8 protein-coding genes are annotated in these 7144 nt (G+C 38.0%); 6 read left to right on the top strand and 2 right to left on the bottom strand.

The window, feature by feature from the left end; genetic code table 11:
- Window positions 1-149 precede the first annotated feature (149 nt).
- Window positions 150-1028, bottom strand: coding sequence for a hypothetical protein (locus tag AC06OU_RS06765; RefSeq protein ID WP_475854846.1), 879 nt, complete (start codon window positions 1026-1028; stop codon window positions 150-152).
- Window positions 1029-1230: 202 nt separating this feature from the next.
- Here AC06OU_RS06765 and AC06OU_RS06760 point away from each other — a divergent pair, with 202 nt between their 5' ends.
- On the top strand, window positions 1231-2277 hold the full coding sequence (locus tag AC06OU_RS06760; protein ID WP_475854844.1) for a SepM family pheromone-processing serine protease: 1047 nt from the start codon (window positions 1231-1233) through the stop codon (window positions 2275-2277).
- Here AC06OU_RS06760 and AC06OU_RS06755 read toward each other — a convergent pair whose 3' ends face one another.
- Entirely contained in the window at window positions 2278-3492 is a 1215-nt protein-coding gene (locus AC06OU_RS06755; protein WP_475854843.1) for a nucleotidyltransferase, read from the bottom strand.
- A 201-nt stretch (window positions 3493-3693) separates the two neighbouring features.
- Here AC06OU_RS06755 and AC06OU_RS06750 point away from each other — a divergent pair, with 201 nt between their 5' ends.
- From AC06OU_RS06750 to AC06OU_RS06730, 5 genes are all read left to right on the top strand, one after another.
- Window positions 3694-4233 carry a YceD family protein gene (locus AC06OU_RS06750; protein ID WP_475854842.1) on the top strand — a complete coding sequence of 180 codons (540 nt, stop codon included), beginning with the start codon at window positions 3694-3696 and terminating at the stop codon, window positions 4231-4233.
- A gap of 24 nt (window positions 4234-4257) precedes the next feature.
- Window positions 4258-4431 (top strand): 50S ribosomal protein L32, encoded by a 174-nt coding sequence (gene rpmF, locus AC06OU_RS06745; RefSeq protein ID WP_144537945.1) that lies wholly within the window; start codon window positions 4258-4260, stop codon window positions 4429-4431.
- Between the two features lie 88 nt (window positions 4432-4519).
- Window positions 4520-5281, top strand: a complete 762-nt coding sequence (locus tag AC06OU_RS06740; protein WP_475854841.1) for an enoyl-CoA hydratase/isomerase family protein — start codon at window positions 4520-4522, stop codon at window positions 5279-5281.
- A 59-nt stretch (window positions 5282-5340) separates the two neighbouring features.
- Window positions 5341-5742 (top strand): hypothetical protein, encoded by a 402-nt coding sequence (locus AC06OU_RS06735; protein ID WP_169358970.1) that lies wholly within the window; start codon window positions 5341-5343, stop codon window positions 5740-5742.
- A gap of 225 nt (window positions 5743-5967) precedes the next feature.
- On the top strand, window positions 5968-7144 hold a 1177-nt coding region (locus AC06OU_RS06730; RefSeq protein WP_475854840.1), incomplete at its 3' end, for an acetyl-CoA carboxylase biotin carboxylase subunit.

Raw genomic sequence — 7144 nt, 5'->3', positions numbered from 1 at the left:
GAGCTAGTACCACCCCAAGTGGAAATAGCGCTTAAAGAAAAATATAAGGATCAACAATAACCTTGCCCTCGGGCAAGGTGTTTTTTTGCCTCCGATCAATATATGACAGAAGTGTTACTGGTGCCTGGCACCAGTAACACTTCTGTCATTTAGCCAAGTATGAAAAATAGTGGAATGATGAGCATGTTGAGCAAACGGAACATGAGGTATTTCCGAATGGGTATGCCTGCTTTTTGAGCAAGAACAATTATTTGCATATGAATACTTAAACCGCTAAAAGCAATAATAAGAGCAATGGTAAAAGGAAGGTAGTAGGAGCCTGATAGTATTTGTCCGGCAAGGCTAATCCCACCCGTCATTTCAAAAAGTGAGGATACAAAAACTAGAACAGTTGGTGAAATAGTTGGGATGATTTCTTTTAATGATTCAAAAACGATATAGCTGATTGTAGTAAAAAAGATAACGGTCGTCCCAATAAGTAAAAGGATTTGATAGGTTTCTTTTATGCTCTCTTGGAAGGGAGAGGCGTTAGCTTCTTTTTTATATGTATTCATTTGAATAGGCTTGGAGAAAATAATGAATACTAGTAGGAATATAAGGTTGACTACATGAATGATGATTAACAATTTAAGCCCCGCTATTTCTGCGTTAAATATTTCAATTCCCACAAATCCAATAACAAACATTGGGCTAGGTGCGTGGCAAATAGCTAATAGCCAGCTTGCATTCCGGGCGTTCAAGGTGCCTATCTCCTTTAAGGAGGATATAATGGCTGCTCCACTAGGGAAGCCACCAAGTGCTGTCAGGAGGTAAATATTAAAATAAAGTTTAAATTTGTTATTGGTAGTTAAAAACTTTTTCTGAGTTCGAATAAACATTTGAGTAATCACTAAATAAGGTAATAGGTAAGGCATGAGAGAAGTTGTGAAGATACGCATCCCTTCTAATGCACCGTTATGTGAAACTCCGGGCTGTAAAAATAAGAGAATAATAAGTGCCCAACTGCCAACTGTAACAATAATATGCATTATGCGTCATTCCTTATCTCTTAAAGGAAAACATTTTTTCCTCAAAGTGTAGTTTTTGTAAGATTTCTTTCTTGATCAGAGTTATTCAAACTTTTAAATCTTCCAGAGTTAACAATATTTTCTTAATATGTTTTGTCAGTCAAAATTGGAAGTGATAAACTTATATTTATATTTAATTATTTATGAAAGAGAGGGATAACTTATGAAGAAGATAAAACCAATAGTCCTTCTTTTTATTGTTGTAATTATTTTGGCATTAGGCTTCTATCCAATGGAATCCTACATTTCAAGACCAGGGGGAGCTTATGAGCTTTCACCATTGGTGCATGTTGAAAATGGAGATGAGGATGACGAGGGTACATTAAGTCTTCTAACTATTGCTCTATCAAAGGCGACTCCTCTCACGTATGCGTACGCGAAAGTAACAGATAGTCAAAAGATTTATCCTGCTGATCAAATTCGCCAAGAGGACGAAGATGAAGAGGAATATAATGTACGTCAATTAAAGCTTATGTCTGATTCTCAGTTTAATGCTATTACGGTGGCTTTCGATCGAGCGAAAAAACCTTACACCGTTATCAATCACGGAATATTTATTTTTAATGTAGTGGATGGAGGGGGCGCTCACAATATTCTAAAACCAGGAGACAAGATTTTAGAAATGGATAATTTGTCTGATCTGACTGGAGATGTGATTGCCAAGTACTTAGCAGATAAAAAAGAGGGCGATACCGTTCGTTTAAAGGTCGAGCGGGATGAAAAGGTGCTTACTAAAGAGGTAACCCTTAAATCGGTCCCAGGGGTCCTTGAAAAGGCTGGTATTGGTATTTCTTATACTGAAAACAAGGTAGTAGAAACCACCCCGTCTGTAGAGATTAAATCCGAAGATATTGGGGGTCCATCGGCAGGTCTAATGTTTACCCTTGAGTTATTAAACCAACTGCTTCCAGAGGACATAACAAAAGGCTACGATATCGCAGGGACTGGAGAGATGCTACAAGATGGTACTGTCGGAAGGATAGGCGGAATTGACTTAAAAGTAATTGCTGCAGATAAAAAAGGTGTAGATTTCATGTTTGCACCCGACGATGATATACCTGAAGAAATTGTTGCTAAAAACCCAGATCTTACCTCAAACTATGAAGAAGCTTTAAAAACGGCAAAAAAAATTGGCACAAAGATGAAAATTGTGCCAGTGAAAACCATTGACGATGCAATGGAATATTTAGATAACCTAGAACCAAAATGATTAAATTCTAATTGGTATCGTTCTATATTCGCTTCCAACCATGGATGAACCAAATTTAGTTTGAAGTCCTAAATAATATAGATTTGCGGCTTTAATATCAAGCTGCAGTAGTATATTATCCTTGCTTGCAGCCACCCTACTAACTAGAGGGAGCTGCAAGTCTTTTTTTATGGATTGGAGATATGTCTGTCCTTTTTGACTCATTGCAAGTGGTCGGATGTAGGTAGGGTACTCAATAGCTCTTAAATCTTCCCATGTAAATGCATTATAAATATGGGTCAACATCCTTTGTATTCTTGTCCAGGTAAATCGTTTGGATTTTATTTGCTCCATGAATGGGAAGAAACTTTCATGCTTTGCAGCAGCGTTCCAAATAGCGTTTTCAATGCCTTCCGTTACCTCTGCATACTTTGCGATGCTATGTTTATCCTGGCGCAAAATTATTAGGCGCAAAATAGGATAAAAACGCTCCCAGCTGCCGAAGCTTTCTGCCTGCTCAATCCATTTGGTTAGACCCATAAGACTTGTGTCGGGTAAATATGGATGAATTTTAGAAAGCTCTTTTTCTTCGAAGAGTACCTTTCTAATTCCAGTGGCGCTCGCAATCGATTCTGTTTTTTTAGCATCGTCGTGATAGTTAGCCACAATGCGTTGAATCGTAGTTGGCTTAATGGATGAATTTATTTGACGTGCAGCCTCCATGTAATGGTAGCCTAAGATGTTATTCGGTTTAGACAAATCCACTAGAGGTTCAGTTGCTTCATTTGCCAATAAATGATATGCCTCGTTCAGTGCTTTTGGATAACTAATCCCTTTTTTTATAAATTGGGAAATAGCCTCGTTATATTCGTCCTTTTTGGAGGTTAACAACTTAATTGTTTGATTGAAAGACTCTATTGATCCTTCCTCACTTCCAAAACAAAAGCTGTCGCATTTTAGTGCATCCAATAAAAAAATAGCTCCCTTAGCAAAATCACTTGCCTGTGCAGTTGCAAATGCATATGGTAACTCTATAACTAAATCGACACCAGCATCTACTGCCATTTTAGCTCTCGTCCATTTATCTACAAGCGCTGGCTCTCCACGCTGCAAGAAGTTGCCGGACATGACTGCAATTGAAAGTTCGCTATCCGTCTGTTTAGTGGACTGTTGTAAATGGTGTAGATGACCATTATGAAATGGATTGTATTCTACAACAATTCCTGTAGCTTTCATTATAATTAATCCCCCTTATATTATCTGATCTTCTAGCTGGTAGTCTTCGCTATCCTTGTTTTGTCTGTTAAATCTGGACCAATCTTAAATACTTTCCTTACTGAAAGTATAATGTTAAAATAAAGTAGTGACAAGAAATTATCTTGACATCTAAAACTAAGCATTATATAATCAACTTTGTTGTCTTGAGGTGATAATCGTATGAAATGGGCAATTAGTCAGCTTTCTAAATATCGTGAGAATGGTCTAGATATAGATGAATTCGTGGAACTCGAAAATGTGAAGAAGCGAAATCAAGACGTTCGAAAGATTTCACCCGTTCATGTAAAAGGGCACTGCACATTTGGTGCAGCGCAAATGACTTGTCATTTTCAGCTTTCTGGAGTTTTAACCTTACCATGTGCACGCACTTGGGAAGATGTTGAATTTCCATTTGAGATTCAATCGGATGAAGTATTCACCTGGTCCGACACTGCACTCGCTTCTGCTAAAGCGTATGATAATTATCATATCGTAGAAGGGGATGTCATTGATGTCGATCCTGTTCTGGAAGAATTAATTCTTTTAGAAATACCATTGCAAGTGTATAAAGAAGGTGCAGACCAATTTAAACACGAGGGTGGGACAGGTTGGAGCTTTACTACTGATGAAGATCTTAAAGAATTGCAAGAAGATGACCAACCAAAATTGGATCCAAGACTTGCTGATTTAGCTAAGTATTTTGATCAAACAGACGAATAATAGATCTGTAAGGAGGTGCCACCAATGGCAGTACCAGCTAGAAGAACTTCTAAAACTGTAAAAAGAAAACGTCGTACACATTTTAAATTATCCGTACCTGGTATGGTTGCTTGTTCAAATTGTGGTGAAATGAAATTGGCTCACCGAGTTTGTAAATCATGCGGTCAATACAAAGGGAAAGAAGTAGTGAGCAAATAATACAGTATTTGTTCCTTAAAAGGCTACCAAAGAGACCATGGCTCTTCGGTAGCCTTTTTCTCTATATTCATTTTAGGAGGTACATACTTTGGCGTACACGATAAAAGAAAAGGATAACATCCTAATATTTGAGATTGATCGACCTGACATACATAATGCTATTAACTTTGATGTTTTGGCTGGATTTAGGCAGCTTGTAACCGAGGTTAATTCAAATAAAGAAATTAAGCTTGTAGTTATTACAGGAGCAGGAGATAAGTCTTTCTGTTCCGGAGGAGATTTATCGGTTTTTCATGAGCTAAAAACCGCTGAGGAATCTTACGCAATGCTAAGCGAAGTAGCTAAAGAACTTTACAAGGTAGCTACTCTAGAGGTACCAACAATCGCTTTAATTAATGGGACCGCAGTTGGTGGGGGATGTGAAATAGCCACATTATGCGATTTCCGACTTGTCAAAAAGGAAGCAAAATGTGGATTTATCCAAGGTAAACTTGCTATAACTAGTGGCTGGGGTGGGGGAACATACCTTTTTGAAAAGGGTATGAGGTATGATAAAGCACTAAAGATGTTAACAGAAGCCACTCCGTATCATTCATCAGAGCTTTTAGAGATGGGTTGGGCTACCGAAGTGTTTGAGGGTGATAAAGTGATTGCTCTACAAGACTTCATCTCCAAAATGATTATTCCCCATTCGACAGTTTTGAAGGCCTACAAAAAACAGATCATACGAAAATGGGAGCAATCTAAATTATTTGAGAGAATAATGGAAGAAGTGAAAGAATGCTCTGTACTTTGGGAAGCAGATGTACACCATGAGGCAGTGAATTCTTTTTTATCAAAAAAGAAATAAAATAGAGTCTATTTATACCCACTTTGCATATATTAATAAAAAAGCAAAGGGTGATTAATGTGAATGTTAAATTGAGAAAAGATAGCTGGACCCTCGACGAAGACAATCTACTAAAAGAGATAGTACTAAAGAAAATCGAACAAGGCCACACCCAAATCTCAGGGTTTCAGGAAGCCAGCGTATTGTTAGGGCGCTCCAAACAAGCCTGTGCATTTAGATGGAACAAAAATCTTCGCCCACAACTTTTCCCAAAAGAGGATTCCCCGAAGGTAGAAAGTTTCAAGGAAACTGTAAACGATTCCACTTCCCTTCAAAACCATTTGCAACTTGCCATGCAAAGTTACGATGAAATGAAAAATTCCTATGATGAAATAGCTAATGCATATAATTTACTAAAAAGAGATTACGAGGTACTAGTGAACTGGGCCAAACAAGGTGTTCAACACATAGAAAGAAATTAGCAATGAAGTCTCTAAAAAATAGAGACTTTTTTTAATGGGAAATAATTTTATATCAGAAACGTTACAGGTGCCTGGCACCTGTAACGTTTCTGTAATTTTTTGTTAGTTATTTGGCCCTAGGATATGTAGATGAATTTAATCAATTATTATGTGAAAGTTGAATTCACTTTCAACTTTCGTATAGACTAATAGAGGGGAGAATATTTTGACAAAGGGGAGATACATATGAAAAAGCTGTTAATAGCAAATCGGGGAGAAATAGCACGACGGATTATCAAGACATGTAAACGTTTAAATATTGAAACGGTAGCAATTTATAGTGAAGCGGACGAACAGCTTCCTTATGTAAAAGAAGCTGATTACGCTTTTCTTATTGGGCCAAGTCAGGTGCAACAGTCTTATTTAAAGGCTGATGACATAATTGAGCTTGCTATACGAGAAGGTGTAGATGCAATTCATCCAGGCTATGGTTTTCTGTCAGAAAATGCAGAGTTTGCTAGAAAAGCAGAGGCGGCTGGAATTACGTTTATTGGCCCTAAAGCGGAAACGATCGAAAAGATGGGAGATAAAATCGAATCCCGTATAACAATGATTAATGCAAACGTGCCTGTGGTACCGGGAACAGAGGATGGGCTTAATTCTTTGGACGAGGCACTTCACGCAGCAAAACAGATTGGCTACCCAATTATGCTTAAGGCAAGCGCGGGCGGAGGCGGCATCGGCATGATTAAATGTGACGATGAAGCAACCCTTACTAAGCACTTTGAATCGATTAAAACTAGAGCCAAATCTTATTTTGGTAGTGATATAGTATTTTTAGAAAAATTTATTGAAGACTCTCGTCACATTGAAGTACAAATCTTTGGGGATACAAAAGGAAACATCGTGCATTTGTTCGAACGTAATTGTTCTGTACAAAGAAGAAATCAAAAGGTTCTTGAAGAATCTCCATCTCCAAATTTCCCGGAGGATGCCAAGAAAAAGCTGTTTGAAGCGGCAGTTAACGCGGCAAAGGCAGTCGATTATGTGAATGCTGGAACGGTGGAATTTATCGTAGACCAAAATCATCAATTTTACTTTTTAGAAATGAATACCCGTTTACAGGTAGAGCATCCAGTAACAGAAGCGGTAACAGGCTTTGATTTAGTAGAATGGCAGCTAAAGGTTGCGCAAGGTGAGGAGTTGCCAGTTAAGGAGCAAGACAAAATTACAACTAATGGGCACGCGTTTGAATTTAGAATTTACGCGGAGGATCCAAAAACGTTTTTTCCTTCTCCAGGAACAATATCAACTCTTACATGGGGAAATAATGCGGATGTACGAATAGACGCAGGGTATGAGGAAGGAAATAAGGTGACTCCTTTTTATGATCCAATGATTTCCAAGGTAATTAAACATGCAG

It is taken from the genome of Psychrobacillus sp., from assembly GCF_056205495.1.
The sequence above is the reverse complement of the archived record's forward strand: the minus strand, read 5'-3'. Positions and strand labels throughout refer to the sequence as shown.